Below are 26603 nucleotides of genomic sequence, written 5' to 3'. Positions count from 1 at the left end.
TCACAGCGGGTAGAATGGCGGCGCCAGAGACCTTCAGCCGAAGGGACCGTGTGAGTTTTCCCAACGATCACCTGGCTGTCACGATCCCCGATGCCAGCTCGCGGAGCACACGCCAGAGGGCGGTGAGTGCGACACGCGTCGGATCGATCGTCACAACGCCGGCAGCAGACCTGATGGGGCCAGACACGAGTGGTCGGGGAGTTTCGACTGCCCGAGCTTCGTTCGCCGGGTTACCGCTGGCGGCATCTGTGCCGAGGAGCGACGTGACTGATGCTTGATACCAACGGCCAGCGCCCAACCCCCGGGGCACGCCGACGGCGGCTCGCGGCCGCACGCAAGATGAACCAGTTTGCCCGTGCGCGGCTGCGCGCCACCCTCGCACGGGCTGGCCTGCACGGTGTGATGGTCGCGGTGGGCCTCACCGCCGCCGTGACCGTCTGGAACGGCGCGACGGAGCGGCTCCATCTCACGGAGGCGTCGAGCGCCGCCGTGGTGGCCTCGAACGCCCTGACCGACGAGTCGGCCCTTGCCGAGTCGCTCGTGGGCGATGCGAACAGTGCCGCGGACAGCGCCACGACTCGCCTGCTGGCCGAGGCGACGGGCGCGCAGCCGCAGCCGCTGACCCGCCGTGTCGTCGAGGGGGACACGATCCGCTCGATTGCCGCCGAATACTCGGTCAGCATGAGCACGATCCTCGCCTCGAACAAACTCGACAACCCGGACCTGATCCAGGTCGGCCAGGAGATCGTCATCCCGCCGGTCGACGGCGTGGTGGCCGACGTGAAGTCGGGCGAGACGATGGCCCAGGTGGCCGAGCGCTACGGCGTGACCGTCGAGGATGTGGCGCTGGCGAACGCGCTGGTGGCCGATCCCGAGCGGGCCGTGCCGTTCGAGCGGATCATCGTCCCGGGCAAGGAGACCGCCGAGCGCGCCATCGGGCTGGCCCGCCGCGACGGCGATCCGGCCGGCAACACGGTCGGCTCGGTGGACCCATCCCAGGCCTCGCGGCCGGACATCGTGTCCTACGAGGTGCAGGAGGGCGACACCGTCGGGCAACTGGCGACGCAGTTCGGCGTCAGCATCTGGACGATCCTCAGCGCCAACAGCCTGGACGACGCTGACCTGATCCGGCCGGGCATGAAGCTGAAGGTGCTGCCGGTCAACGGCGTCGAGCATGAGATCCTGGCCGGCGAGAGCCTGGCGGACATCGCGGCCTTCTACAAGGTCGATCTCGGTCCGCTGATCGACTTCAACAGCATTGCCGATCCGGATACCCTGCGCGTCGGCGCCCGCCTGACGATCCCTGGCGCTGAGCGACCGCAGCCGACCTTCTCGCTGGCTGGCGTCGGCAACGGCGAGGCCCCCGGCGCGACGACGGCGGTGGCTGCCGCTGCCCCGGCTCGCGCGGCGGTCACCACCGGTGTGGCGGCGGCGCAGCGCACGGCGGCCCAGACCACCATTGCGCAGGCTCGCCCGGCTGCCGCACCGGCCGCCCGACAGGCCGCGCCCGCCCCGGCTGCGAAGCCACAAACCTCAGCGGTGGCGCAGGCCCGTCCGGCTGCCCCGGCCGCCAGGCCGCAGGCGGCAGCCGCTGCCGCGCCGGCAGGTGGCAACCGTCTCCAGGCGGCTGCGGTCTCTGCTCCGGCGTCGGTCGTGACGGGTGGCAGCGGCAGCGCGGTCGTCTCCGCCGCGATGCGCCACCTCGGCGCGCGGTACGTCTTCGGCGGCACCTCGCCGGCCGGCTTCGACTGCAGCGGCTTCGTCTGGTACGTCCACAAGGCACTCGGGAAGCCGGTCTCACGCGGCCTCTGGGGCCAGCTCAACGGCGGCCCGCGCATCGCGCTCAACGCGCTGCAGCCGGGCGACACCGTCTTCTTCGCCAACACCTACATGCCCGGCCTCTCGCACGCCGGCATCTACATCGGCGGTGGCCGGTTCATCCACGCCTCGGACGAGTCGTCGGGTGTGAAGATCTCCAGCCTGAGCGACAGCTACTGGGGACCACGGTACATCGGCGCGAGCCGACTGTACTGACGAGCAGGCCAGCAGACACGGTCCTCGGTCAGAAAGGTAAGAGCGGGGCGGTCCTGAAAAGGGCCGCCCCACTCTTCTTGTCCTGGGGGTGCACGACTGGTTCAGCGGATGACGAACGACAGCCCCACCAGCAGTGCGATCAGGACGGTGGCGACGATCACGATACGCTGCAGGTCCGCCCAGACGTACTTGTACTCTTCGGCGTACTCGGAGTAGCGCCGGCGGACCACCGGCGTCCTGGTACTCTGCCGCGCGCCAGCCCGACCGAGCGTGCCCGGGCGGCGTGGGGCCGTTCGCAGGGCGGCGGCTCCAGCATCACTCGGCGCAAGCGTCGGCGTGGACTCCGTGCGCGAGCCGCCCCCAGAGGGAACAACCTCGTCCAGGATCTGGCCGACACTCACCGACGACTCGGCCGGCGCAGCCTCAGCCGGACGTGGCGCGCGGCGCTTCTTCGACTTTGCGGACTGCTGCGCGGCCAGTCGCTGGGCAACTGAACGACTCGTTCGGGGCATAGTGGCTCCAGAAGCTCAACCGGCGGACAGCACGCCGCCAGACAGAAAGTATACCGCCGATGCGTCGGTCGGTACGCATGCTCGGCGTGCGACATCGGACTGACACGTCATCACGCTGACACGTCATCACGGCGGTGGGAGAGGGCGTGGTATCCTGCCCTGAGAGAATGGTGAGCGCTCTACCGATCAGTCGGCGCTCAGCACGAGACTCCGGCGTCGTCCGGTCACCGCACGATCGGCAGGTATCCTGCCCCTGACGTGGGGGGACGGCGCACCAGACGGCAGCCCTTTGAGTCGCGGGAGAGTCCAGGAGGCTCCAATGCGTATCTTCGATCCGCACATTCACATGTATGCGCGCACGACCGACGATTACGAGGCGATGGCCCTGGCTGGCATCGAGGCCGTCGTGGATCCCGCCTTCTGGCTGGGGTCGGCGCGCCACCATGCCGGCACCTTCTACGACTACTTCGAGCATCTGCTGGGCTTCGAGGCCGAGCGGGCGGCGCAGTACAACATCTCGCACCACTGCACCCTCTCGGTGAACCCGCGCGAGGCGAACGACCTGGCGCTGGCGAACGAGGTGCTGGAGCGGCTGCCGGAATACCTGTCCCGGCCGCGCTGCATCGCCATCGGCGAGGTCGGCTTCGACCGGCAGACCGAGGCGGAGGAGGAGGTCTTCCGCAAGCAGGTCCGCATCGCGCGGGATCGCGGGCTGCTGCTGCTGGTCCACACGCCACATCAGTACAAGCGCGTGGGCGTCGAGCGGACGCTGCGGATTCTCTCCGAGGAGGGCATCGAGCAGCGGCAGGTGCTGGTCGATCACAACACCGAGGAGACGATGCCGCTGTTCGCCGGCACCGAGTACTACGTCGGGCTGACCGTCTACCCGGTGACCAAGCTCTCGCCCGAGCGGGCGGTGAACATCGCGCGGCAGTACGGCATCGAGCGGCTGATCGTGAACAGCTCCGCGGACTGGGGTCCGTCAGACGTGCTGAGCGTCCCGAAGGTCGCGCAGTTGATGCTCAAGAGCGGCTTCAGCCGCGACGAGGCCGAACGGCTGGTCTGGGAGAACCCGATCCGGTTCTACTCGCAGTCGACCAACTTCACGGTGCCGAAGGGCGCCGAGCACCTGGCGTCGACGCGGGGCTGGAGCCTGCGCTCGTAGTGGTGGGTCGGTCGGCGGTGCCGTTTGGAGCCGCCGACCACGTATACTCCCTGGCGTGGCTGTGAAGCACCGTATCTCAGCGTTCTTCCCCTGCTTCAACGACGCTGGCACCATCGCCTCGATGGTGATGGAGGCGCTCGTTGTGTTGCGTGAGCTGGCGCTCGACTACGAGGTGATCGTCGTCGAGAATGGCAGCACCGACTACGCCTGGGACGTCCTCGACGAGCTGGAGCGACTGTACGGGGATTGGGGCGTTGACAACCTCGACCGTGGGCGCGTGCGGATCATCCGGTTCGCGGAAGCGCTCGACTACGGCGGCGCGCTGCGGGCCGGCTTCGCGGCCTGTCGCTACGAGCTGATCTTCTACACCGATGGCGACGGCCAGTACGACGTTCGTGAGATGCGAAGTCTCTACGCCGCGCTCGAACGGGAGGAGGCGGCCGGCCGTCAGGTGGACGTGGTGATGGGGAACAAGATCACCCGCCGCGATCCGCTCCATCGCCGGTTCATCAGCTGGGCCTACCACAACCTGATGGCGGTCGTGTTCCAGTTCAAGGTGCACGACGTGGACTGTGATTTCCGCCTGATCAAGCGCCACGTCTTCGACAAGGTGGTGCTGACCCAGAACAGCGGGGCCATCGCGCTGGAGCTGATGACCAAGATCCAGTACGCCGGCTTCCGGACCGTCGAGGTGCCGGTCAACCACTTCCACCGGGCGTACGGCGTCTCCCAGTTCTTCCACGTGCGCCGGCTGGTGAAGGTGGTCATCAGCCTCGCGAAGCTGTGGTGGTGGCTGCGCGTGAAGCGCGGCGTCGGGACGCCGTCGCGGCTGCCGGAGCCGCTGCCGGTTGGATCGCCCCGGCCGCAGGTCAACGGCTCGCACTGACGCTCGGACGGCAATGAGGACGGGGGTTGCAGCCCCGAGAGGCGTTTCCCCGCGGTCAGCCGGGCCAGATGCGCGTCACGCGCCACCTCGTGGCCGCTGCCGGGCCGCCCGACGCCATCTGCCGTTCCACCTGGAAGACGTCAGGGTTGGTGAGCCGCTCCCAGGTCTCGAAGCCAGGGCGGCCGTCGAGCGCGTGCAGCAGCAGCGACAGCAGGTTCCCGTGCGTGACGACGGCGGCCGGCAGCGGCCCGGCCTCCAGCACCTCGCCGATGGCCGCCAGGGCGCGGGCTGTCGCCACGCGGCCCGACTCGCCGCCGGGATAGGCCAGGTCGTGGTCGGTCCAGCTTGCCAGCAGCCGCTCGCGCCAGTCTGGCAGCGGCTCGGTCGAGAGCACCCGCTCGACCAGCCGACCATCCGTCTCCAGCGGCAGCCCGGTCCTGGCCGCCAGCGGCTGCGCTGACTGGCGAGCGCGCAGGTGGGTGCTGGAGACGATCCGCTGAATGCCGCGCCCGCCGAGCAACGCCGCCAGCGTCTCGGCCTGGGCCGTACCGGCCGTCGTCAGCGGCGCGTCCGGCTCCTGGCCGGTCGTCTGGCAGTGGCGCACGAGGTACAACATGTCGGCTCCTTGACATTCTGGCTGTTCGCTTCGACGCTGTAGCGATGTTTGGGCCGTTGTAGTGTGGTGGACGGGTCCGCGGGGCGGCGCGACGAGCGAGATCGTCGGGCTGGCGGGTCGGTCACCGAGAGTCAGCGCGGGCGGCCTGCGTGCGTGGGAGGGCCGCCCGAACACGATGGAAGAGGGACGGTAGGTTTCATCGATGGTACAGGCGCAAGCGGGCTGGGTGCGGGGAGCGATTGCGGGCGTCGCGGCGGCGGCGCTGCTGCTGGCAGGCGGGTGGTCGGGCGTGCGCGCCCAGAGCGCCGTCGATCTGCCGATTCAGGGCTTCGTGTTCGCGCCGACGACGATGACGGTGCCGGTCGGCACGACGATCACCTGGACCAACCACGATCCAGTGGACCATACCGTCACCGATGTCAACCAGCTGTGGGACTCCGGCCTCTTTGGCGCGGACGGGGCCTACTCGAAGACGTTCGACGCGCCGGGGACCTACACGTACTACTGCATCCCGCACCCGATGATGATCGGGACGATTGAGGTGCAGTAGGCACGTTCGCGCGGCGGGCACGTTCGCGCGGCGGGATGTGCCCGCGACGGACGATACCTTGACGCGCCGGCCACTCGGCCGGCGCGTCGTGTGTTGGGGGGTGTCCCGGGGCGCTGGACCGCTTGACACGCGGCGGCGGAGCGGCCATAGTGGCGACGCCCGGCCGGAGGGAATCCTCTGCTGCCGGCGTGTGGAGGAGGCGGCCGGCTGCTTGAGGGCACCGGCCGATGATGGTGGTTGGGGGGAGTATGGCGCGAATCGTACTGGCGCTCATCCTGACATTGGTGCTGAGCCTGGGCCTCAGCGGTGTGACCCAGACGGCGGCGCAAGGGTCTCGTACAGTGGTGGCCAGCGGGCTGGATTCGCCGCGCGGCCTCACGTTCGGGCCGGATGGCAAGCTGTATGTGGCGGAGGCCGGCACCGGCGGCGACGAGCCGTCTGCATGGGTGCCGCCGTTTCAGTCTGCGAAGATCGGCACGAGTGGCCGCATCCTGCGGGTTGACGGCGGGCAGGCGACCGCAGTCGCGACTGGCCTGCAGTCGGTGGCCATCGGGCCGGCGCCCGAGGTGGTCGGGCCTCAAGATGTCGTGTTCGTCGGCTCGACGCTGTACGCCCTGGTCGGCCAGGCGAATGCGCTGCCGACGGGCGTGCCGACCCTCTCGCTGCTGGTCAAGATCGGCGCGGACGGCAAGGTCGAGACCGTCGCCGACCTCGGCAAGTATGAGAAGGACAACAACCCGGACGGGACCGTGCCGGACAGCAACCCGTTCAGCCTCGCGGCGGCCCCGGATGGCAGCCTGTACGTGGCGGACGCCGGCGGCAACGACCTGCTGAAGGTCACGACGGACGGGCAGGTCAGCACGGTGGCCGCCTGGAAAGATAACCCGGTCCCGACCTCGGTGGCGTTCGACAAGAACGGCCGGGCGCACGTCGGCTTCCTCTCGCCGAACCCGTTCGTGAAGGGCAGCGCGCGCGTCGAGCGGATCAACGGCTCGACCGGCGAGGTCATGGTGCCGGGCCTGATGACGGTGGTTGACTTGAAGGTCGGCCCGGATGGCAACCTGTACATCCTGGAGCATGCCGGCGAGCGGATCATGGGGCCGCCGCCGCACTTCCTGGAGAAGTCGGGGCGGGTGCTGCGGGTCACGTCGAGCGGTCTGGAGGCCGTCGCGACGGAGCTGAACTTCCCCACGAAGATGGCGTTCGGCCCGGATGGCGCGCTCTACGTCTCCAACAACGCCGTGGGTGCGCCGCCGAAGGGTGGCGAGGTGCTGCGAATCATGCTGCCGGAGAAGGGCACGCCAGTGGTGGCTGCCGCGCCGGCCGCGCAGCCGTCGCCTGCTGCCAAGCCGGCCGCCTCGCCGTCGACGGGCGGGCCGCTGCCGGCCGCGCCGTCCCCGGCGGCCAAGCCTGCCGCGCCGGCCCAGGCCCCGGTGGCTGCGCCGTCGCCGTCGGCGCTGCCACGCACGGGCGTCGGCCCTGACCTTGCCGCGACGGCCCTGCCGGTGGCTGGGGCGGGGGCAGCGCTGGCGCTGGCCGGCCTCGGGATGCTGCGGCGTCGCCGTCGCTGATCGTCACGGTCGGCTGAGGCTGGTCCGTGAGTGCGGGCGGGGTGCGGTGAGCGCCCCGCCCGCTCTGTTGTGTCCGGCGCCTGCCGGGTGGGGTGTGGCGGGATGGGCCGCGCATCTGCCACAATTCGGCGGGTGATTGTCGCATGAGTGAGTCGCAGGGGTTCCAGCACCGGCCGCCGCTCCCGTCCGACCCGACGCTCTTCGTGATCTCGGGCACGCAGGGGGCCGGCAAGAGCACGGTGGCGCAGGCGTTGGCGCGCCGTTTCGAGCGGGGCGCCTGGGTCAGCGCGGACCGGCTCCAGCAGATGATCGTGTCGGGAGGGCGCTGGCCGGAGGGCGAGCCGATGTCCGCCGAGGCCGAGCGACAGCTACGCCTGCGGCTTCGTCACGCCTGCCTGCTCGGGCGGTCGTTCGTCGCGGCCGGCATCACGGCGGTGGTGGACGATATCGTCGTCGGCTCGCGGCTGGACGAGCTGCTGGAGGATCTGGCCGGGCAGCCGTTCGTCTTCGTCATGCTGACGCCGAGCCTGGAGGCTGTCCGCGAGCGCGAGCAGGGACGGGGTACGGAGCTGTGGAAGGCCTGGGAGTGGCTGGACGACGTGGTGCGCCACCAGACGCAGCGGCTCGGGCTGTGGTTGGACACGTCGGCGATGAGCGTCGAGGAGACGGTGGACGCGATCCTGGCGCGGGCCTGGCTCGACGGCCTCGTACGACCTGATGGTCGCGCAAACCTCCAGCGATAGCGCCGCCGGTATGCCCACCCCCTGACCTTTCTTCCGAGCGTGGGGTTCTGGACGGACGATCTCAACAGTGTGACTGACGGCGAAATCACAGGAATGCGTGCCTGCTCCCCTGTCGTCCTGAGCCTGCGAAGGACCTCACCCGCTGACCGTCAACGTCTGCGTCAGCGGGTGAGATCCTTCACTTCGCTCGCAAGCTCGCTCCGTTCAGGATGACATCGCTCCCTGCACGCTTTGCACGACATCGCTCCTTGCACGCTTTGCACAAGGACCCTGTCAGACACCCGCCCAGCTTGCCATCTCATCTATGAGCGCGAGGCATCGTGGAAGCGGACGTGCGGCTGTGGGCCTCCCCTCTCCCCTTGAGGGAGAGGGGTCGGGGGTGAGGGGTAAACCAGCGTGTCAGGAGCAGCCCTGGGGTGAGGGGTAAACCAGCGCGTCAGGAGCAGCCCTGGGGTGAGGGGTAAACCAGCGCGTCAGGAGCAGCCCTGGGGTGAGGGGTAAACCACTGCGTCAGGAGCAGCCCCGGGGTGAGGGGTCCTCCTCCTACTTCTTCAGCCGCGCCGCCGCCTCCTCGAAGCCCTTGCCCAGGATGTCCACGTCCGACGAGTAGGCGATGATCTTCACGCCCGCCGCGATCCACCGCTCGGCCTCTTCGAGCGTGGGGACCAGCATCGCCACGTCCTTGCCGTACTTGTTGGCCGCCTCGATCAGCTTGAAGCGGTGCTCGTCGATCACCCGGGCCTGGTCCGGCGTGCCCATGACGCCAAGCTCTTGCGCCAGGTCTGACGGCCCGAGCGTCACGGCGTCGATGCCCTCCATGCTGACGATCTCGTCAATGTGGGTGAACGCCTCGGCAGACTCGAACATCACCGTCACGTGCACCTGCGAGTTGAGAAAGGCCCGCCCGGCCGCCGTGTTGCCGGCTCGGTCGAAGTCCGTGCCCGGCGCGTAGCCGGCCTGCCCGCGCGTGCCCAGCGGCCGGTAGCGCGCCGCCTCCACGACGGCCTTTGCAATGGTCGGGTTGTCCACCTGGGGGATGTGTAGTCCCCAGACGCCGCAATCCAGCAGCCGCGTGATCCACTCGCGGTTGCCCTCCGGCGGGCGCACCACCACCGGCAGGCCGATGGCCCGGCCGAGGACGGCCATATCCGCGACCGTCTCGATGGACGGCGACGAGTGCTCCATGTCGACGCGGGCGTAGTCCATGCCTGCCGCCTTCATCAGCGTCAGGATAGCGGGGTTCCGCATCAGGTTCAGCCACGTGCCGATCTGCACCTTGCCCTCGGCGAGCGCGGCCTTCATCGGGTTGGTTTGCACGGTTGCACCTCCTCGTGCCTCAGGGGCCAGCGCCCGATTGTAGCCGGCCGCGATGCAAGGCCGGCCGCTCGTGCTCCCCACCGCTCCCCCTTCCGATCCGCGCGGCTGTGCCCTACACTGGTGCCATGCTTTCAATCGTTGACGATTCGTCGGCTGAGCGCTTCGTCGCGCGCCGTGCCTCGGGCTGGCGGCAGCAGGAGAGCGCCGTCGTCCTGGAGCTGGAAGGCGCCCGCGAGCCCGATCGCACCGACATCGCCGCCGTCCTGGCCGGCGCGCGCCTCAACGACGCGCTGGATCGCGCCGAGCTGGCGATCATGGTGCTGGAGAGCGGGGCCGTGCGGCTCCAGTTCGGCGCGCCGGGCACGGTCCCCTTCGAGCGCGATCTCGGGCTGCTGAATCCCGATGAGCTGGAGATCGCGCCGCTCGGGGTGACGACCACCGAGAGCGGCGTGCACGTCGCCAGCGAGCGCTACCGCGAGTTTGGCCCTGACCCCGAGGATGTCACCGTCGAGGTCGTCTTCGACCCGTTCAACCTGACGGTCCTGAACGCCGGCGGCGAGATCGTGGTGCGGCTGGCCGGCGAGCCGCCGGAGCCGCCCGCAGGCGATGACGACGACCTGGACGACTATCGCCCGTCGCCGCTGGCCTGGATTCGGCGGACGCAGGCGACGCCCGAGCGGGTGGTGACGGCCTCCTTCGCGCTGGACCCCGAAGAGAGGCTGTTTGGGCTGGGCGCGCGGGCCGGGCGGCTGAACCTCGTGGGGACACGGCAGGAGGTCGGGCCGCTGCTGACCGACGCCGAGACGGAGCCTGCCGCGGCAGCAGCGGAGGGCCGATCTACGGAGGGCCGATCTGTGGAGGGCCGATCTGTGGAGGGCCGATCTACGGAGGGCCGATCTACGGAGGGCCGATCTACGGAGGGCCGATCTACGGAGGGCCGATCCGAGACTGGCGGCTCTGGGCATCCTGAGGCCACTGGTGCTGTGGTAACCCGTCCGCCGTTCCTGCTCTCCAGCCGGGGATACGGACTACTGATCCACGGCCGGGCCGGGCTGACCGCCGATCTCGGGCAAGGGTGGCCCGACGAGTACACCCTGCTGGTCCCCGATGCCGACCTCGACCTCTTCCTGTTCCCGGCCGGCTGGCCGCGCACCTCGCTGAGTGGCTACGCCCGGCTGACCGGCCAGGTCGAGCAGCCGGAGGTGGGGGCGTTCGCCGTTCGGGCTGGCGCTGGCGCAGAGGAGGGTGCAGGTGCGTGGCCGTCCGGGGCGAGTGCGGCCTCACCTGCGCCGCGCTCCCCAGACGAGATGCGCGCAACCCTTCAGCGGGTGCTGAGCGGCGGGCTGGTCGAGCCGGGCTTCTGGCGCGTCAGCCTCGCGGGGCTGGGGACGGCCAGCGCGGACGCCCCGACCGTCCCGGCGGCGTCCACTGCGCTGACTGCTCGCTGGGTACAACTGGCGTTGCTGGCGCCGCTGGTGGGCGGGGATCTCTCAGGGGTGACCGGGCCGCTGGCCGAGATCGTCCGGGCCTACACGGCTCTGCGCCACCGGTTGCTGCCGTACTTCCTGCACGCCGCCCACGAGACCGCCGAGGTCGGGCTGCCGATGTTGCGGCCATTGCTGCTGGAGCACGCCTGGGATCCTGACGCCGTCGAGATCGACGATCAGATGCTGCTCGGGCGTGACGTGCTGCTCGCCCCGATCTTCTCCGATCTGGCGTCGCCGGTGACGCGGCGGGTCTACCTGCCGGGCTACGCCAACTGGTACGACTGGTGGACCGGCCTGCTCTACGAGGGTCGCCAGTGGATCGAGACGACGGCGCCGCTGGATCGGCTGCCGATCTACGTTCGAGCCGGGACCGCCGTGCCGCTGGCCGATCCACGTGAGATGCCTGACCAGGGGCCGGCCCCCGTGACCCGCCTCCTGCTGTTCGCCCCGCGCGACGGCGCGATCGGGTCCAGCATCGACCTCGCCGACGACGAGCTGATGGGCGTCGAGCAGGAGCGCGGCGACCGTAAGGCCCGGCTGTACCTGGAGGGCATCCCGCCCAGTATCCGTGACCTGGAGATCGTCGGGCTGCCGGCCAGGGTGACGCTGGTGGACGCCTCCTCGCCCGCCGTCGCCCTGACGCCCAGCGACGGCATCCTGCCCGGGCTCGGCGCGCACTGGAGCAGCATCACCGTCCGGCTGGAGCAGGGGGCGTTTACGGCCGGCCTGGAGCTGAGCTGGTAGACGCGAGGCGCGGCGCAGCGGCGGGCCGTGGCGACGCGCCTCGCACTCGATTGGCTGTCCGTCCGTTAGAGATATCGTTCGGCCGACCCTGGGCCGTGTGGTAGCCTGACGGTGGGCCGCCGCCCTCCGTCTGACGGTAGGGCCTGACCGCCGCGAGACCGGGAGTTCGGGGGCAGCGTGGATAGCTGGATCGGCCAGCAGTTGGGGCCGTACGAGCTCCAGAGCAAGCTCGGGGCGGGCGGCATGGGCGTCGTCTACCGGGCCGTCCATCAGCGGCTCGGGCAGCCGCGCGCCATCAAGGTTCTGCCAGTCTCGTTCGCGCACGACGAGACGTTCCTCCAGCGCTTCGAGCGCGAGGCGCGCCTCGCCAGCGAGCTGCGCCATCCGAACATCGTGATCATCCACGACATCGCCGAGGAGCGCGACACCCACTACATCGTCATGGAGCTGCTGGAGGGCCGCTCGCTCCACGAGGTGATCCGCAACGAGGGGCCGCTCTCCGTCGAGCGCAGCGTGCAGCTGCTGCGCCAGCTTGCCGAGGCGCTCGACTTCGCGCACGCGCGCGGCGTCGTGCACCGCGACATCAAGCCCGGCAACGCCATCGTGGATGGGGACGGCCACCTGACGCTGGTCGATTTCGGCATCGCGCGGGCGGCCGAGGGCACTCGCCTGACCGAGGCCGCGACGCGCATCGGCACGGCGGAGTACATGTCCCCGGAGACGATCACCGAAGGCGAGAGCGGCCCCGGCACGGACCTGTACGCCCTTGGGGTCATCGCCTACGAGATGCTGACGGGCAGGGTGCCGTTCACCGGCGTCAACTCCCAGACGATCATGTACGCCCAGATCCACACTCAGCCGCCGCTGCCACGCACACTGCGGACGGACCTCTCGCCGGCCGTCGAGTGGACCGTGCTCAAGCAGTTGCAGAAGTCGCCCGCCGAGCGCTTCCCGACCGGCAAGGCGTTCGTGGACGCCATCGAGGCTGCGGCAGCTGGCCTCCAGACCGCCCCGCGCCGCCAGGACGCGGCGGGCGCCGGCCCGGCCGGCGGACCGGCCAGCGGGCGGCCAGTAACCGGCGCACCGACCGCGACGCCGCCGCCCCGAGCGTCGTCGCCCGCCAGCCCCGGGGCGTCTGGTGGGTCGGGTCCGCCGGCCTCGGGACCGGTCAGCGGCGGTCCGGCCGGCAGCAGCCCGGCCGGCGGCGGTCCGGCCGGCGGCGGTCCGGCCGGCGGCACGCGTCAGACGCCGCTGCGCGGCACGCCCAGCTTCGTGCCGCCCCCGCCGACCATCCCCGGTGCAATGCACGAGCCGCTGCCCTCGCCAGTCACGACCGGGGTGCACCGCATGCTTGAGCGGACCCAGCCGAGCCGGCTCACCCTCTACAAGCTGACGTTCGGGCTGCTGCTGGCGCTGATCCTGCTGCTCTGCTGGCTCCCGACCCCGCGCGATCCGCTGGCGTACAACGGGCAGGCCCGCCTGATCTATCCGTTCGGGCTGGCCGGCAGCTATCCGCTCGGCGGGGACGCTGACGGGCGCGACGTCCTGAGCCTGCTGATGCTGGCCGGCCGCTTCGTGACGCTGCGCCTGCTGACGACCGGCGGCATCGTGGCGGGCGTCGGGCTGCTGCTGCGGCGGCAACTGACGAAGCGGCTGCGTCGCGCCTGGCCGAGCACGCCGCTGCTGGTGCTGACCGTCAGCGTGGCGCTGGCCGCCAGCCTGCTGGCCGAGACGGGCATCGGGCTGTTCGGGACGGACACCACCTTGCGCTGGCTGGGCGTCTTCGGGCGGCTGCTGCTGGGCGCGCCGCCCGATTCGACGAGCGTCTCCTGGAGCAGCCTGCTGATCGATGGTCGGGAGGCCGGCCTGCGCGCGCCGTGGCTGGTGCTGTTCCCGCTGATCTGCCTGCTCGGAACGGCGGCCAGCGCGCTGCTGCTCGGGAGCGGCGTCGCCGACCTGCTCAAGCGGCGTGCGCCGGCCCCGACGGCGGTGCTGTCCCCGGACGAGGCTGGCCGCTGGTAGGGCGGCATGGGTGAGCCACCGGCTGGCGTCTCTGTCGTGGCCCTCGCCGATGCGGTCCGCGAGCGCTACGGGCTGGCGGTCTCGTCGGTCGTGTTTCTGCCGCTCGGGCACGACCCGGCCGCCTGGGTGTTCCGTGTCGAGACGGCCAGGGGACCGTACTTCCTGAAGCTCTGTTCGCGGATTCGGCACGAAGCCGGCCTCCGTGTGCCGCGCTCGCTCCAGCAGCAGGGGAGCCGGCGGGTGGTCGCGCCGCTCGCCACGCTGGCCGGCGACCTCTGGACGGCGGTCAGCGGGTACGCGATGGTGCTGTATCCGTTCGTGGACGGCCCGAACGCGAAGGCGCACGGCCTGACGGCGGCGCAGTGGATCGTCTACGGCAGGGCGGTCCGCGAGATCCACGAGACGCCGCTGCCGCCGTCGCTCCGAGGCGTCGTGGCATCCGAGTCGTATCTGCCGACCGGTGCTGACCTGACGCGCTCGTTGGACGAGCAGCTTGGCGATGCAGCTTCTGGCCGCACGTTTGCCGATCCAGCGCACGTGGCTCTGGCGCAGCTCTGGCGGCCTCGGCGCGAGCAGATTCGGGCGCTCGTGGCGCAGGCCGAGGCTCTGGGCCATGCCCTGGCCCAGACTGCGCCGCCGCTGGTGCTTTGCCACGCCGACATCCACACGGCCAACGTCCTGGTGGACCCAGACGGCGACCTCTGGATTGTGGACTGGGACGAGACGCTGCTGGCCCCTCGCGAGCGCGACCTGATGTTCGCGGTCGGCGGCATCAGCCGCACGATGGTCACGCCCGAGCAGAGCGACCGATTTCTACGCGGCTACAACCAGGGGTGTGCCCTCATTGTCCCCGATCCGCTGGCGCTCGCGTACTACCGCTACGCCTGGGCCGTCTCGGACATCAGCGCGTACGGGGAGACCGTGCTGCGGCGCGACGACCTCAGCGTGTCGCTGCGGCTGGGGGAGGTCGAGGCGTTCGCGAGCCTGTTCGCGCCGGGCAACATCGTGGAGATCGCGCTGGCCTCCGATCCACATGGCTAGTGAGCCTCTGTGATCTCGGGACAGCATCCAACGTTCTGATAGGATCGTGATGGCTAAGCTTGGGCGCTGAACCACTACAGTAGGGGCATACACGGAATGGTGATCCACGCCCCATGAGTCTTGCGTTTGCTGATCCACTGCATGGCGTCACTGTTCCGCGCCTTCACCTCTCATCAGTCGAGATCTTCAGTGGCGCAGGTGGGTTGGCTCTAGGTATGGAGCAGGCAGGCTTTCGTCACCTGGCCCTCGTGGAACTTGACAAACATGCCTGTGCCACCCTGCGCGAGAACTCTGTGCGGAAGGCTGTGAACGGCCACGGCTGGCCGGTAGTTGAGGGTGCTGTCGCCAAATTCGAGTATGGACCGTACATTGGCCGGGCGTCGATACTGGCTGGTGGTGCTCCGTGTCAACCGTTTTCGCTGGCCGGTCGGCAGCAGGGTGACGCCGACCGACGGAATATGTTTCCAGAGGTGTTCCGGGCCCTCCGTGAATTGATGCCTCAGGCGTTCCTTCTGGAGAATGTCAGGAATCTCGCCGGCCGAGGATTTCGACCGTATTTCGACTACTTGCTATTGCAGTTGGAGTTTCCGTTCGAGGAGCCTCGAGCGGGTGAGACCTGGGCCGAGCATAAGCGGCGGCTTGAGGAGCTACGTGTCGAGCGCCGTAACCTGGATCCGACAGACCGACCCACATACGAAGTCCGCGCGGGCGTACTCAACGCTGCCGACTTCGGCGTGCCACAGATCCGACATCGGGTCTTTATCGTCGGATTCCGACGCGATCAACGGATCACACCAAGGATTCCCGTCGGGTTTCACTCCGAAGATGCGCTCTTGTGGTCGCAGTGGGTGGATCGTTCGTATTGGGACGAAAACCGTGTGGCCATCTCTCAAATACCTGAGATGCCATGCTCCGTCGCAGCCCGTGTCGCTCGGCTACGGGCTCATGGAAAGCCGCCCGAGCTCCGGTGGCGAACCTTGCGCGACGCGATCAACCACGAACCTGAAGCGTGGGCTTGGCGACCACTGCCCGAGCCAGTTCGAGCAGGGACCGACGAGTATCAGCAGCACTTCCTCATTCCTGGAGCACGCGTGTACGAAGGGCATACGGGTAACGATCTAGACCGCCCCGCCAAGACTATTAAGGCTGGGGATCACGGGAACCCAGGAGGCGAGCACGTCCTCGTGAGGATGGGGCATCCGCATCGCTATCTTTCGATCCGCGAGTGCGCACGTGTTCAATCGTTCCCTGATTCCTACCACTTCGTCGGTAGCCGCTCAGAGTGTATGCGGCAACTCGGCAACGCAGTTCCTGTGCTTCTTGCGCGGATCCTCGCGGAATCTGTTGCTCAACAGGTATTGAGCGCCAACGCTTCACATCAGAATCTCGTAGCCGCGGGAGCCTGACGGGACTGGCGTGCCGCGAGAACTGGAAGTGACGAGGCGCATTATGCGCGCCGTTCGAGGTCGAGACAGCATCGCTGAGCTTGCGGTGCGTCGACGGCTGTGGGCTAACGGTGTCCGATATCGCCTCAATGCAAAGCTCCCTGGACGCCCAGATCTGGCTTTCCCAGGACGACGCATCGCCGTCTTTATCGATGGTGACCTCTGGCATGGAAACAGTTGGCGAGTTCGCGGGCTTCCGAATTTGGAGGCTCAGTTCCCGACCCGAACGACGTGGTGGGTCGAGAAGATTCGACGAAATATGGAACGCGACCGCTGGGTCACCGAACAGCTTGCCGCGGACGGGTGGAAGGTCCTCCGATTCTGGGAGAGCGATACATTGGCGGACCCGAACGGCGTGGCACGTTTGATCGCGGACCGTGTCCGTGGTAACGATGACATGCAGTTCCACTGCCTGCCGACGACCGTCAAAGAGCGACGGCGACTGGGCAGTGTGAGGACACGAGCGGGGAGATTGAACGAGGCTCAGCCTATGTCGGATGGGGCTTCGAAGTCATCTGAGTCAATCAGCACGGGGGGACCTGGAAGGGATGACCACTGACGGAGGCGCGCCTCAGCATCTCCCTGGCTACAGCCTCGCGACACAACTCCGTGCCAGGTTTGCGTAGTTCAGCGGATCGTATTCAACAAGTGGGCCAGGATCGACTGGCGGCCCCGCTTCACGCATTCGGCGCTGCCGTTGACTGGATCGACTCGCGTCGTTGCCAAGCTGTTCGTCCACGCCACCAATGTAGCGGGCTTCACCTTCGACGGGCCAGCCTGCTTGCTCCGAACCCGAGAGCGCGCGTATCCTCTCCCGTACGACGGTGGACTCCTCGGCAGGCCCGACCACCTCGCTCATGTGAACTGTCTGTCAGGTGATGTGCAATGGCAAAGCTCACCGTCGAGATCGTGACCGCCGAGCGTCAGGTCTACAATGAGACTGATGTTGATATGGTCGTCGCTCCAGGCAGCGAGGGCGTACTGGGCATCCTGCCGAGCCACGCGCCGCTGCTGACGACCCTCCAGCCGGGCGCCCTCCGCGTCAAGAAGGGCGGCACCGAACAGGAGATGGCCGTCAACGGCGGCTTCCTCCAGGTCAAGTCGAACCGCGTGCTGATCCTGGCGGATCATGCTGAGCGCGCCGAAGAGATCGACGCCGCGGTCGCTGAGGAGGCGCGCCGCCAGGCCGAGCAGGCCCTCTCAGATGCCACGCGCAACGGCAACGCCGTGCAGGCCGAGGCGGCCCGCGCGGCCCTCAAAGCATCGCTGGCCCAGCTGCAAGTCGTGCGGCGGCGGCGCGGCGGCCACGCTGGCGCGCCCGTCGATCGCTAGCCGCGTCGCCTCTCCGGCCCCTGGCAGCGCCCACCGCCAGCCCGCTCCCTTGTGACTCCGCTGCCCGACCACGCGTCGGCGTTCGGCTGACGGTGGCCTGATGTTCGGAAAGTCGATCGGCATCGATCTCGGGACCACGAACGTCCTGGTCTACGTCAAGGGACGTGGCGTCGTCATCAACGAGCCGTCGGTGGTCGCGTACTCGGAGGCTGACAACCGCGTCCTGGCCGTCGGGAAGCAGGCCCGCGACATGCTCGGGCGCTCGCCGGAGCGCATCCAGGTGGTCCGGCCGATGCGCGACGGCGTCATCGCGGACTACACCATCACCGAGGCGATGCTGCGGTACTTCATCCGCCGCGTCTCCGGGCCGCTGAACCTGTTCCGGCCGGTCGTGATGATCTGCATCCCGGCCGGCGTGACTAACGTCGAGAGCCGCGCCGTCCTCGACGCGACGCTCCAGGCCGGCGCGCGCGAGGCCCACCTGATCCCCGAGCCGCTGGCGGCGGCCATCGGCGCGAACGTGCCGATCGACGGACCGCACGGCAGCATGGTCATCGACATCGGCGGCGGGACCACCGAGGCCGCCGTGATCTCGCTCAACGACATCGTCGTGTCGGCGTCGATCCGGGTGGGCGGCAACCGCATCGACGAGCTGATCCAGACCTACGTCCGCCGCAAGTACAACCTCGTCATCGGGGATCGCACGGCCGAAGAGATCAAGCTGAAGGCCGGCAGCGCGATCCCCCTGCGCGACGAGGAGCTGGTCGAGGTGCGGGGGCGCGACCAGATCGACGGTCTGCCGAAGATGCGCCAGTTGTCCTCGCACGAGGTCACCGAGGCGATCTCCGACGCCCTGAATCAGATCGTCTCCACCGTCAAGTCGGTGATGGAGCAGACGCCCCCCGAGCTTGCCGCCGACATCGTCGACAAGGGCATGGTGCTGACCGGCGGCGGCGCGCTGCTCCGCAACATCGACCGGCTGCTGGCCCGCGAGACCGGCGTCCCGGCCTACATCGCCGAGGATCCGCTGTCGTGCGTGGCGGTCGGGTCCGGGCGGGCGCTGGAGCACCTGCCCGTCTTCCGGGACAGCCTGACGCCCGTCTGACGAGGGTCGTAGGCCGAGGGGCGTAGGCCGAGGGGCGTAGGCCGAGGGGCGTAGGCCGAGGGGCGTAGGCCGAGGGGCGTGGGTCGTAGGCTTTGGATCGTGGGCCGTAGATCGAGGGGCGTGGGGGCGCCGTTCCTTCCCCACGCCCCTCGATCCACGATCCACGACCCCGGTTTGTGCCTTTCAGCACCGTGATATACTTGCGCTGGCCGGCGGCGGCTGCTGTCTGCCCTCGGTGCTCCCCTCCTTGTTCCCCCTGCATGCCCCTTGCTCGCCCAGTGTGCTACTGTCCGTCTGGCAGTCGTCCTGGTCCCCTCACCGAACCGCCATCTCAGGAGTCTGATCGATGCTGGAGTCCTTCGGACCTATCGCTATCTTCCTGATCGTCGCGCTCGTCTTTCCCGTCATTCCGCTGATTCTCAGCAGCTTCATCCATCCCAAGAATCCAAACCGCGTCAAGCTCCAGCCGTATGAGAGCGGTGTCGAGACCATCGGCCCGACGCACATCCAGTTCCGGACGCGCTACTACCTGTACGCGCTGATCTTCGTGATTTTCGACGTCGAAGTCATGTACCTGTTCCCCTGGGGTGTCGCCTTCAACAGCCTGGGCGTGGCCTCGCTGGTCAAGATGGTGATCTTCATCGCCTTCCTGCTGGTCGGCCTTGCCTACGCCTGGAAGAAGGGCGCGCTCACCTGGGAGTAGGCGTGGTCCTTCTGCCTCGGAGGTAGCCCGCTATGACCGTTCCCCCTGACCAGCGCCCAGAACTGACGCTCGGGAATCCCAACGATCAGACGGCGCTTGTCTTCGACCGTCCCCGGCCAGCAGACGAAGTCCTTGAGTCCCGCTTCGCCCCGCCCACCGAGCTGAAGGGCCACGCGATGGTCGTGTCCCTCGACTCGCTGATCGGCTGGGCGCGGAGCAACTCGCTCTGGCCGCTGACGTTCGGGTTGGCCTGCTGCGCCATCGAGATGATGGCCGTCGGCACGGCGCGCTGGGACATCTCCCGCTTCGGCTCCGAGGTGTTCCGCCCGTCGCCACGGCAGGCGGACGTGATGATCGTCTCCGGCACGGTGACCACCAAGATGGCCCCGTCCGTGCGGCGCCTCTACGACCAGATGTCCGAGCCGAAGTACGTCATCGCGATGGGCACCTGCGTCATCGCGGGCGGGCCGTACCAGGGCAGCTACAGCACCGTGCCCGGCATCGACAATTTCGTGCCGGTGGACGTCTACCTTGCCGGTTGCCCGCCACGGCCGGACGCGCTGCTGCACGGCATCATGCAGCTCCAGGCGAAGATCAGAACGGCGGCCGGGATGAAACCACGATGAACGACGAGTCCTCGACCAACACCACGCCTCCGGCTGGCGATGCCGCGCCGGCCGCCACGCCAGTCGCGAAGCCTGCTGCCAGGCCGGCCGCGGCAAAGGCTGCTCCGCCCCCCAAGCCCGTCGAGCCGGATACGGAAGAGGTCACGGCCCTGCGCGCGCTGGTCCCGGACCTGACCTGGGAGCGTCGCCACGGCTACGTCGAGGTGAAGGTGCCGAGCGCGCAGATCATCGCGGTGGCCCGCGAGGTCAAGCGGCTTGGCTACAACTACCTCTCGGCGGTCACCGCCGTCGACTGGCGGGACCGCGTCGAACTGCTCTACCACTGCTACGGCTGGGACTACGTCGAGACGCCCGGCTGCATCGTGCTGCGGACCGACCTCCCGCCCGAGCCGAACCCGCTCATCCCGAGCCTGACGGCCGTCTGGTTGGGCGCTGAGCTGCAAGAGCGCGAGATCTACGACCTGTTCGGCGTCAAGTTCCTGGGGCACCCGGACATGCGCCGCATCCTGCTCGACGACAACTTCCCCGGCCACCCGCTGCGGAAGGATTGGACGTTCGACTACGAGTACGTCCTCGTGCGCCACCTCAAGTACGGCGCCGAGGGCCAGGACGCGCCGCCCGGCGGCGGGGAGGGGTTCCGCCGTGTCTGAAGGCGTCGCGATCGAGATCCTCGAATCGGACTCTCCCAATGAGATGACGCTCAACATGGGGCCGCAGCACCCCTCGACCCACGGGGTGTTCCGCCTCATCATGCAGCTGGACGGCGAGACGGTCGTCGGGGTGAAGCCCGTGATGGGCTACCTCCACCGCTCCACCGAGAAGCTCGGGGAGGCCCGCACCTACGTGCAGGGCACCACCCTGACCGACCGGATGGATTACCTCTCGCCGATGACGACGAACTGGGCCTACGCCCTGGCTATCGAGCGCCTGGCCGGCCTCGAAGTGCCCGAGCGCGCCGAGTACATCCGCGTCATCGTGTCCGAGCTGAGCCGCATCGCCAGCCATCAGGTTGCCATCGGCACCTTCGGCGCGGACGTCGGCACCTGGTTCACCCCGCTTGTCTACTGCTTCCGCGAGCGCGAGGAGATCCTCGATCTCTTCATGCTCTGCGCGGGCGTCCGGATGAACCCGAGCTACATCCGCTTCGGCGGCGTAGCGCGTGACCTGACCGACGAGTTCCTGGCGCGGTGCCAGGTGTTCATCGAGAAGATGCCCGAGAAGATCGACGAGTACGAGTCGCTCCTGACCACGAACGAGATCTTCATGGCGCGCACCAAGGGCATCGGGCTGCTGCCGCCGGACCTGTGCCGCGAGTACAGCATCACCGGCCCCATCGCGCGGGCCAGCGGCGTCGCCTACGACGTCCGCCGCGCCGAGCCGTACGGCATCTACGACCGCTTCGACTGGGAAGTGCCGGTCCGCTTCGGCGGCGACGCCTACGACCGCTACCTCGTGCGGGTGGCCGAGATGCGCGAGAGCGTCAAGATCGTCCGTCAGGCCCTGCGGGATATCCCCCCCGGCGACATCCGGGGCCGCATGCCGAAGATCCTGCGCCCGCCAAAGGGCGAGGCCTACGGGCGCATCGAGGGGCCGAAGGGCGAGATCGGGTTCTACCTCATCAGCGACGGCTCGACCTCGCCGTACCGCTACAAGGTGCGCGCCCCGAGCTACATCAATCTCGGCGTGCTCGGGCAGTTGACCATCGGCCACAAGGTGGCCGACGCGGTGGTCATCCTGGGCAGCTTCGACATTGTTATGGGTGAAGTCGACCGATGAGCGATCCTCTCTCGAATCCTGTCGGGGCGATAGCCCAGCTTCTCGACGGGCTGCTGCGCTCGGCCTTGCCTGGCTGGCTCGCCAGCATGCTGATGGCCGTGATCGGGGCTGGCGTGCTGGCCGGCGTCGTCTCGGGCGCGGTCATCCTGCTGGTCTGGATGGAGCGCAAGATCATCGCGCGGATGCAGGACCGCTCCGGTCCGAACCGCGTCGGCCCATTCGGCCTTCTGCAGACCGTCGCCGATGCGATCAAGCTGCTCTCCAAAGAGGACATCGTGCCGGCCCGGGTGGACAAGGTCCTCTGGGCCCTCTCGCCGATCATCGTGCTGGCCGCCGCGCTGATGGCCTGGGCTGTCATCCCATGGTCGCCGGGCGTGGCGCCCTCCAACCTGAACGTTGGCGTCCTCTTTGTCTCGGCCATGGGCAGCATGCCGGTGATCGGCGTGATCATGGCGGGCTGGGGCTCGAACAACAAGTACGCGCTGCTCGGCGGTATGCGCTCGGCGGCGCAGCTGGTGAGCTACGAGATCCCGGGCATCCTGGCGGCGCTGGTGCCGGTGATGCTGGCCGGCACGATGTCGATGACGGGCGTCGTCCTGGCGCAAGAGCTTCCGACGCGCCTCGGCGGCATCCATAACTGGTGGTTCGTCTTCACGCCATGGGGCTTCCTGGCCTTCATCATCTTCCTGATCGCTGGCATCGCCGAGACGAACCGCACGCCGTTCGACCTGATCGAGGCCGAGTCCGAGCTGGCCGCTGGCTTCCACACCGAGTACAGCGGCATGCGGTTCGCCCTCTTCTTCCTGGCCGAGTACGCGAACGTCTTCGCGGTCTCGGCCATCGGCGCGACGCTCTTCCTGGGCGGCTGGGCCGGCCCGATCCCGTTCGTGCCGTCGGTCGGGCCGGGGATCCTCTTCTTCCTCGGCAAGACCATGTTCCTGGTCTTCGTCTTCATGTGGATTCGCTCCACGCTGCCGCGCTTGCGGTACGACCAGTTGATGAACTTCGCCTGGAAGCGCCTGCTGCCGGCCGGGTTGATCGTCGTCGGTATCACCGCCTGCTGGATCACCCTGTCCAACATGCTCCTGCCGGGGGTGAGGTAAGCCATGTACGGAGCTGGCATTGCCAAGGGGATGATGACCACCCTCTGGCACTTCTTCTTTGCAAAATCGGTGACGCTCCAGTATCCCGAGGAGCGGCTCGAGCTGCCCCCCTGGACCCGTGGCCGCCCGCGCCTGATCTACGACGTGGACTCCGGCGACCTGCGCTGTACGGCCTGCGGCGCCTGCGCGCTGGCCTGCCCGGTTGACGTCATCAAGATCGAGCAGCACCCGGCCGTCGGGAAGGGCAAGGTGCTGGATCGGTTCGACCTCGATATGGGCGGCTGCATCGAGTGCGCCCTCTGCGTCGAGGCCTGCCCGTTCCGTGCCATCGTGATGGCCCCCGACTTCGAGTTCGGCGCGTACGACCGCGAGAAGTCGCTGGTCTTCAACATGCACGAGCTGCGCATCGCGGGGACGCCCGAGGTTGACTCGGCGATGGAGTTCATCCAGGGCGTCAAGCGCGGACGCAGCGCGCAGGCGGGTGCGAGTCCGGCCCCGGCCGGCGCTGCGAAGGCCCCGGCTGCGGCCGGGCGCGCTCCGGCAGCCGCCGGCGCGAAGGCGCCGGCCGCTGCCGCCGCCAAGGCTGCGCCGGCGACGGCCCCTGCTGCCGCCGCTGCTGCTGCCCCGGCCGCTGCTCCCGCTGGTGGTGGCCAGATGACCGCCGCCCAGCAGAAGGCGTCGTCCGTGACTGGCCCGCTCGGGTTCACGTCGGACATGGCCGGGCTGGCCCCGTCGGACCGGGCCAAGATCTACAAAGAGCGCGCGGCTGCCGCTGGCATCGGCCGGCCGGCCCCGAAGGAGTAGGTGGCAGTGTCAGCGACTGACGTCTTCGTCGCGATCGCGTTCTACGTGACGGCTGCCGCCATGCTCCTTGGCGCAGTCGGCATGGTGATGAACCGCGACATGATTCGCAGTGCGATGCTGCTGGTCCTCGTCCTCTCGGGCGTGGCCGTCATGTACGTGCTGCTCTCGGCCGACTTCCTGGCCATCGCCCAATTGCTGGTCTACGTCGGCGCGATCATGATCCTGATGCTCTTCGCGATCATGCTCACGCCGAACCAGATTGACCTTGCGGGCGGTTCGGCCCAGGGCCAGCGGATCAGCGCCGCGCTCACCGCGCTGGCAGTGGCTGCGCTGTCGATCAGCGTGGTGGTCACCCACCGCTGGAATCTCCGACCATCTCCCCTGAACATGGAGACGGCCGAGAAGATCGGCAACCTGCTCTTGACGACCTACGTTCTGCCGTTCTGGATCGCGTCGGTCTTGCTGACCGTCGGGCTGGTCGGCGCAATCGTCATCGCTCGGGAGGAATAGAGCCATGGCGCTGGCTCCGATCGGCCTGCAGCACTTCCTGGTGCTGTCGGCGATCCTTTTCTCCATCGGGATGTATGGCGCGCTTTCACGCACCAACGCCGTCGGGATCCTTCTCTCGATTGAGCTGATGCTGAACGCCGTCAACGTCATGATGGTGGCGTTCGCCTGCTACGTGCAGCCCGCTCCGGGCGGCGCGGACCTCGCAGGTCAGCTCTTCGCGATCTTCATCATGACCGTGGCCGCTGCCGAGGCGGCGGTCGGGCTGGCGATCGTGATTACCGTTTACCGCCTGCGGCACACCATCCAGGTCGACGAGATCGACCTGCTGAAGGGATAGGCAGTATGGCTGATTCCCTGTCGCTCGCCTGGTTGATCCCGCTGCTGCCATTCGCAGCCTTCGCGATTGTCGGGCTGTTCACCCAGCGCAAGGGTGAGCTGTCCAGTTGGCTCGTGATCGCGGCGACGGCCGTCTCCTGCGCGATCTCCTGGATGATCTTCTCCCAGGTTCACGGCGGGGCCGCATCGGCCGCGCACCCCTGGGAGCGCAGCATCCCGTGGTTGGCGCTCTCCGTCAACACGGTGCTGCCGTTCGGCATCATCATCGACCCGCTCACGTCCATGATGCTGGTCGTCGTCACGTCGGTGGCGCTGCTGGTGCAGATCTACTCCCGAGGCTATCTCTGGGAGCCTGAGGCTGAGCACCACGACGAGCATGGTGACGGCCACGGTGATGGGCACGGCGGCCACGGCGATGGGCACGGCGGCGATGGCGATGGGCACGGCGACGCGCATCATGCGCCGTCGCAGGCCGGACCGCCCCCGCCGCTGGTCCGCGATCCGAACTACGGCCGCTTCTTCGGGTATCTCGGCCTGTTCACGGCGGCGATGCTCGGGCTGGTGCTCGCCAACAACCTCCTGGTTATCTACATGTTCTGGGAGGGCGTGGGCCTCGGGTCGTACCTGCTGATCGGCTTCTGGTACAACCGCCGCCACCAGACGGGCAGCTTCATCAACCGTGAGGGACGGGAGATTCCGATCCTCAGCGGCCCGGCCCCGGCGGCCATGAAGGCGTTCGTCACGACGCGCCTCGGCGACTTCGGCTTCCTGCTGGGCATCCTCTGGCTCTGGTGGCACGCGGACACGCTCGAGTTCACCAGGCTGATCGAGATGGCCGAGCACGGCGAGCTGACCTCGGGCATCCTGGGGGTGGGCTGTATCCTCCTGTTCACGGGTGCGGTCGGCAAGTCGGCGCAGTTCCCGCTGCACGTCTGGCTGCCAGACGCCATGGAAGGCCCGACACCGGTCTCGGCCCTGATCCACGCCGCCACGATGGTCGCGGCGGGCGTGTACCTGGTCGGGCGGACGTTCCCGCTCTTCGAGCATGCGCCGGCCGCGATGATCACGGTGGCGTTCATCGGCGGCTTCACGGCGATCTTCGCCGCCTCGATGGGCCTCGTCTCGACCGACATCAAGCGCGTGATGGCCTTCTCGACGGTCAGCCAGCTTGGCTACATGATGCTGGCAATGGGCTCGTACAGCGAGGCGGCTGGGGCCTTCCACCTCTTCACCCACGCCTTCTTCAAGGCGCTCCTCTTCCTGACGGCTGGCAGCGTGATCTACGCGCTGCACCGGGCGGGCGCGCCACACGTCGGGTACGTGGAGACGCCGAACGGCCGGGCGCAGGTGGTTCCCGCCCAGGACATGCGGGTGATGGGCGGCCTCTTCAGCCGCATGCCGATCACCGCCTGGACGATGATCATCGCGGCGCTCTCGCTGGCTGGCATCCCGCCGCTCTCCGGCTTCTGGAGCAAGGACGAGATCCTGCTGGTGACGCTCCACTCGGCGGAGAGGTACGGCGGCGTCTACTGGGTGCTGCTCGGCTTCGCCCTGATCACCGTCTTCATGACGGCTTTCTACATGTTCCGCGTGATCTTCCTGACCTTCGGCGGGACGTTCCGTGGCAGCATGGACCCGCGGTACATCAAGGAATCGCCGCTGACGATGACGCTGCCGCTGCTGATCCTGGCGGTGCCCTCGGTCCTCGTCGGGCTGTGGGGAGCGCCGCAGCTTGGGAACGGCTTCGCGCACTTCCTTGAGGGCGACGAGTTCCACGGCTCGGAGATGAACGTCGGGCTGGCGGCCATCGGAACGGTGTTGGCGCTGGCCGGCATTGCGACGGCCTGGGCGATGTACTCGGCGAAGTCGATCTCGGCCGAGGCGCTGGCGGCCCGCTTCCGACCGGTCTACGTGGCGCTGTTCAACCGCTACTGGTTCGACGAGCTGTACGGCTGGATCCTGGACAAGTTCGTCGTCGGCGTGGCGATGGGCATGAGCTGGTTTGACCGCAACGTCGTGGACGGGGTGGTCAACGGGGTCGGCAAGGGCACGACCGTCGCAGGGGACTGGCTGCGCGATCTCCAGACGGGCAGGATCCCCTCCTACGCCCTCGCGGTGGCTGGCGGCCTCGTCATCATCGCGTTCTGGGCCGTCTTCTTCGGTATCCGGTAGGTG

General features: G+C 68.4%; 25 protein-coding genes. 22 read left to right on the top strand and 3 right to left on the bottom strand.

The genetic code is table 11. From position 1 onward, the window contains the following. Positions 1-270: 270 nt before the first annotated feature. Positions 271-2034 (top strand): LysM peptidoglycan-binding domain-containing protein, encoded by a 1764-nt coding sequence (locus IT306_28415; protein ID MCC7372371.1) that lies wholly within the window; start codon positions 271-273, stop codon positions 2032-2034. Positions 2035-2135: 101 nt separating this feature from the next. Here IT306_28415 and IT306_28410 read toward each other — a convergent pair whose 3' ends face one another. Next, entirely contained in the window at positions 2136-2546 is a 411-nt protein-coding gene (locus tag IT306_28410) for a hypothetical protein (protein MCC7372370.1), read from the bottom strand. A gap of 319 nt (positions 2547-2865) precedes the next feature. Here IT306_28410 and IT306_28405 point away from each other — a divergent pair, with 319 nt between their 5' ends. Beyond that, positions 2866-3711, top strand: coding sequence for a TatD family hydrolase (locus tag IT306_28405; protein ID MCC7372369.1), 846 nt, complete (start codon positions 2866-2868; stop codon positions 3709-3711). 55 nt (positions 3712-3766) lie between these two features. Further along, positions 3767-4597 (top strand): glycosyltransferase family 2 protein, encoded by an 831-nt coding sequence (locus IT306_28400; protein ID MCC7372368.1) that lies wholly within the window; start codon positions 3767-3769, stop codon positions 4595-4597. 55 nt (positions 4598-4652) lie between these two features. Here IT306_28400 and IT306_28395 read toward each other — a convergent pair whose 3' ends face one another. Next, the gene (locus tag IT306_28395; protein MCC7372367.1) at positions 4653-5213 is read right to left on the bottom strand and encodes a histidine phosphatase family protein; all 561 of its coding nucleotides are present in this window, start codon (positions 5211-5213) and stop codon (positions 4653-4655) included. A 202-nt stretch (positions 5214-5415) separates the two neighbouring features. Here IT306_28395 and IT306_28390 point away from each other — a divergent pair, with 202 nt between their 5' ends. The 3 genes from IT306_28390 to IT306_28380 all read left to right on the top strand — a co-directional run bounded on the left by IT306_28390 (position 5416) and on the right by IT306_28380 (position 8077). Beyond that, on the top strand, positions 5416-5763 hold the full coding sequence (locus IT306_28390; protein MCC7372366.1) for a hypothetical protein: 348 nt from the start codon (positions 5416-5418) through the stop codon (positions 5761-5763). A gap of 248 nt (positions 5764-6011) precedes the next feature. Next, on the top strand, positions 6012-7334 hold the full coding sequence (locus IT306_28385; protein MCC7372365.1) for a ScyD/ScyE family protein: 1323 nt from the start codon (positions 6012-6014) through the stop codon (positions 7332-7334). Positions 7335-7477: 143 nt separating this feature from the next. Then, positions 7478-8077: a phosphotransferase gene (locus IT306_28380; protein MCC7372364.1), complete on the top strand. Its 600-nt coding sequence runs from the start codon at positions 7478-7480 to the stop codon at positions 8075-8077. 543 nt (positions 8078-8620) lie between these two features. On the opposite strand, the gene IT306_28375 is transcribed toward IT306_28380, so the two are convergent. Then, positions 8621-9394, bottom strand: coding sequence for a hypothetical protein (locus IT306_28375; protein MCC7372363.1), 774 nt, complete (start codon positions 9392-9394; stop codon positions 8621-8623). A gap of 125 nt (positions 9395-9519) precedes the next feature. On the opposite strand from IT306_28375, the gene IT306_28370 reads away from it, so the two are divergent. The 16 genes from IT306_28370 to IT306_28295 all read left to right on the top strand — a co-directional run bounded on the left by IT306_28370 (position 9520) and on the right by IT306_28295 (position 26600). After that, complete coding sequence (locus IT306_28370) at positions 9520-11625, top strand: hypothetical protein (protein MCC7372362.1); 2106 nt, start codon at positions 9520-9522, stop codon at positions 11623-11625. 177 nt (positions 11626-11802) lie between these two features. Then, positions 11803-13647 (top strand): protein kinase, encoded by a 1845-nt coding sequence (locus IT306_28365; protein ID MCC7372361.1) that lies wholly within the window; start codon positions 11803-11805, stop codon positions 13645-13647. A 6-nt stretch (positions 13648-13653) separates the two neighbouring features. After that, positions 13654-14688: an aminoglycoside phosphotransferase family protein gene (locus IT306_28360; GenBank protein MCC7372360.1), complete on the top strand. Its 1035-nt coding sequence runs from the start codon at positions 13654-13656 to the stop codon at positions 14686-14688. 113 nt (positions 14689-14801) lie between these two features. After that, positions 14802-16094, top strand: coding sequence for a DNA cytosine methyltransferase (locus IT306_28355; GenBank protein ID MCC7372359.1), 1293 nt, complete (start codon positions 14802-14804; stop codon positions 16092-16094). 43 nt (positions 16095-16137) lie between these two features. Then, positions 16138-16692, top strand: a complete 555-nt coding sequence (locus tag IT306_28350) for a very short patch repair endonuclease (GenBank protein MCC7372358.1) — start codon at positions 16138-16140, stop codon at positions 16690-16692. Positions 16693-17018: 326 nt separating this feature from the next. After that, positions 17019-17465 carry a F0F1 ATP synthase subunit epsilon gene (locus IT306_28345; GenBank protein ID MCC7372357.1) on the top strand — a complete coding sequence of 149 codons (447 nt, stop codon included), beginning with the start codon at positions 17019-17021 and terminating at the stop codon, positions 17463-17465. A gap of 100 nt (positions 17466-17565) precedes the next feature. Next, positions 17566-18570: a rod shape-determining protein gene (locus IT306_28340; protein MCC7372356.1), complete on the top strand. Its 1005-nt coding sequence runs from the start codon at positions 17566-17568 to the stop codon at positions 18568-18570. Positions 18571-18916: 346 nt separating this feature from the next. After that, positions 18917-19273: an NADH-quinone oxidoreductase subunit A gene (ndhC, locus tag IT306_28335; GenBank protein ID MCC7372355.1), complete on the top strand. Its 357-nt coding sequence runs from the start codon at positions 18917-18919 to the stop codon at positions 19271-19273. Positions 19274-19449: 176 nt separating this feature from the next. Then, complete coding sequence (locus tag IT306_28330; GenBank protein ID MCC7372354.1) at positions 19450-19899, top strand: NADH-quinone oxidoreductase subunit B; 450 nt, start codon at positions 19450-19452, stop codon at positions 19897-19899. After that, positions 19896-20549, top strand: a complete 654-nt coding sequence (locus IT306_28325) for an NADH-quinone oxidoreductase subunit C (protein MCC7372353.1) — start codon at positions 19896-19898, stop codon at positions 20547-20549. Before IT306_28330 ends, IT306_28325 begins: the two co-directional genes overlap by 4 nt. Before the next feature lie 16 nt (positions 20550-20565). Then, entirely contained in the window at positions 20566-21675 is a 1110-nt protein-coding gene (locus tag IT306_28320; protein ID MCC7372352.1) for an NADH-quinone oxidoreductase subunit D, read from the top strand. A 65-nt stretch (positions 21676-21740) separates the two neighbouring features. Then, a complete protein-coding gene (gene nuoH / locus IT306_28315) occupies positions 21741-22778 on the top strand; it encodes an NADH-quinone oxidoreductase subunit NuoH (protein MCC7372351.1) in 1038 nt (345 codons plus the stop codon). A 3-nt stretch (positions 22779-22781) separates the two neighbouring features. Beyond that, positions 22782-23582, top strand: a complete 801-nt coding sequence (locus tag IT306_28310; protein ID MCC7372350.1) for an NADH-quinone oxidoreductase subunit I — start codon at positions 22782-22784, stop codon at positions 23580-23582. A gap of 6 nt (positions 23583-23588) precedes the next feature. Continuing rightward, complete coding sequence (locus tag IT306_28305) at positions 23589-24092, top strand: NADH-quinone oxidoreductase subunit J (GenBank protein ID MCC7372349.1); 504 nt, start codon at positions 23589-23591, stop codon at positions 24090-24092. Positions 24093-24111: 19 nt separating this feature from the next. Beyond that, a complete protein-coding gene (gene nuoK, locus IT306_28300; protein ID MCC7372348.1) occupies positions 24112-24429 on the top strand; it encodes an NADH-quinone oxidoreductase subunit NuoK in 318 nt (105 codons plus the stop codon). A gap of 5 nt (positions 24430-24434) precedes the next feature. Then, complete coding sequence (locus IT306_28295; protein MCC7372347.1) at positions 24435-26600, top strand: NADH-quinone oxidoreductase subunit L; 2166 nt, start codon at positions 24435-24437, stop codon at positions 26598-26600. The last annotated feature ends 3 nt before the right edge of the window (positions 26601-26603 follow it).

It is taken from the genome of Chloroflexota bacterium, from assembly GCA_020850535.1.
GTDB lineage: Bacteria > Chloroflexota > UBA6077 > UBA6077 > JACCZL01 > JADZEM01.
Note: the sequence above shows the minus strand (reverse complement) of the source record. Positions and strands in the feature narration are given on the sequence as shown.

What these genes read in the sequence shown, in the direction of transcription:
- IT306_28385 (MCC7372365.1), top strand. Translation starts at nt 6,012, where the DNA reads ATGGCGCGAATCGTACTGGCGCTCATCCTGACATTGGTGCTGAGCCTG.
- IT306_28405 (MCC7372369.1), top strand. Translation starts at nt 2,866, where the DNA reads ATGCGTATCTTCGATCCGCACATTCACATGTATGCGCGCACGACCGAC.
- IT306_28295 (MCC7372347.1), top strand. Translation starts at nt 24,435, where the DNA reads ATGGCTGATTCCCTGTCGCTCGCCTGGTTGATCCCGCTGCTGCCATTC.
- IT306_28325 (MCC7372353.1), top strand. Translation starts at nt 19,896, where the DNA reads ATGAACGACGAGTCCTCGACCAACACCACGCCTCCGGCTGGCGATGCC.
- IT306_28340 (MCC7372356.1), top strand. Translation starts at nt 17,566, where the DNA reads ATGTTCGGAAAGTCGATCGGCATCGATCTCGGGACCACGAACGTCCTG.
- IT306_28310 (MCC7372350.1), top strand. Translation starts at nt 22,782, where the DNA reads ATGTACGGAGCTGGCATTGCCAAGGGGATGATGACCACCCTCTGGCAC.
- IT306_28390 (MCC7372366.1), top strand. Translation starts at nt 5,416, where the DNA reads ATGGTACAGGCGCAAGCGGGCTGGGTGCGGGGAGCGATTGCGGGCGTC.
- IT306_28415 (MCC7372371.1), top strand. Translation starts at nt 271, where the DNA reads ATGCTTGATACCAACGGCCAGCGCCCAACCCCCGGGGCACGCCGACGG.
- IT306_28380 (MCC7372364.1), top strand. Translation starts at nt 7,478, where the DNA reads ATGAGTGAGTCGCAGGGGTTCCAGCACCGGCCGCCGCTCCCGTCCGAC.
- IT306_28355 (MCC7372359.1), top strand. Translation starts at nt 14,802, where the DNA reads ATGAGTCTTGCGTTTGCTGATCCACTGCATGGCGTCACTGTTCCGCGC.
- IT306_28395 (MCC7372367.1), bottom strand. Translation starts at nt 5,213, where the DNA reads ATGTTGTACCTCGTGCGCCACTGCCAGACGACCGGCCAGGAGCCGGAC.
- IT306_28350 (MCC7372358.1), top strand. Translation starts at nt 16,138, where the DNA reads ATGCGCGCCGTTCGAGGTCGAGACAGCATCGCTGAGCTTGCGGTGCGT.
- IT306_28330 (MCC7372354.1), top strand. Translation starts at nt 19,450, where the DNA reads ATGGTCGTGTCCCTCGACTCGCTGATCGGCTGGGCGCGGAGCAACTCG.
- IT306_28345 (MCC7372357.1), top strand. Translation starts at nt 17,019, where the DNA reads ATGGCAAAGCTCACCGTCGAGATCGTGACCGCCGAGCGTCAGGTCTAC.
- ndhC (MCC7372355.1), top strand. Translation starts at nt 18,917, where the DNA reads ATGCTGGAGTCCTTCGGACCTATCGCTATCTTCCTGATCGTCGCGCTC.
- IT306_28370 (MCC7372362.1), top strand. Translation starts at nt 9,520, where the DNA reads ATGCTTTCAATCGTTGACGATTCGTCGGCTGAGCGCTTCGTCGCGCGC.
- IT306_28360 (MCC7372360.1), top strand. Translation starts at nt 13,654, where the DNA reads ATGGGTGAGCCACCGGCTGGCGTCTCTGTCGTGGCCCTCGCCGATGCG.
- IT306_28410 (MCC7372370.1), bottom strand. Translation starts at nt 2,546, where the DNA reads ATGCCCCGAACGAGTCGTTCAGTTGCCCAGCGACTGGCCGCGCAGCAG.